General features: G+C 50.6%; 1 protein-coding gene. It reads right to left on the bottom strand.

Annotated features, from left to right (window positions below; translation table 11 throughout):
- Positions 1 to 512, bottom strand: a 512-nt coding sequence (locus ACS8FC_RS21030) for a bifunctional DNA primase/polymerase (RefSeq protein WP_439298211.1), incomplete at both ends; no start/stop codon positions are given.

Below are 512 nucleotides of genomic sequence, written 5' to 3' on the forward strand. Positions count from 1 at the left end.
CCGCTACAAACTTGCATACCGGCATCTAACGCCATCTGCTCAAAGACTTCTAACACTTGCGTTATTTCATCAGCCGTGATTATTGGTAGCTCAGACGCTGGCGTGTATTCCAGACCGCCAAGCATATCGGTCCACTCGTACGGCTCCTTAGTATCCGGGTGAATGTGGTATGCGACGAACTGCTGCCCTTTGCCTAGTATCTCGACACGCTGCTTTATGTCGCTACCATCTGTAAACCAACGGCTTGCCGCTTTAGACCAGCCGCTATCGCTAGCTCGGTATACAAGCATCGTCTTTGGCGCTTGTCCGACACGCTCAACGGTCATACCTAAATTGTCATGACACCACTGCGCTAATGCTGACGCCAGTTCAGGGTTCAGCACATCGATGTCGATGGCACACACTGGATACTCACCAATACCGCACTTCACACCGATACCCGCATCGATATCGTCAGCGGTAAAGGTCTTCTTTTGCCACTCTTTGATCATTGGCCCCTTTTGACCTTTATT

This window comes from Psychrobacter sp. 1Y4 (genome assembly GCF_051847555.1).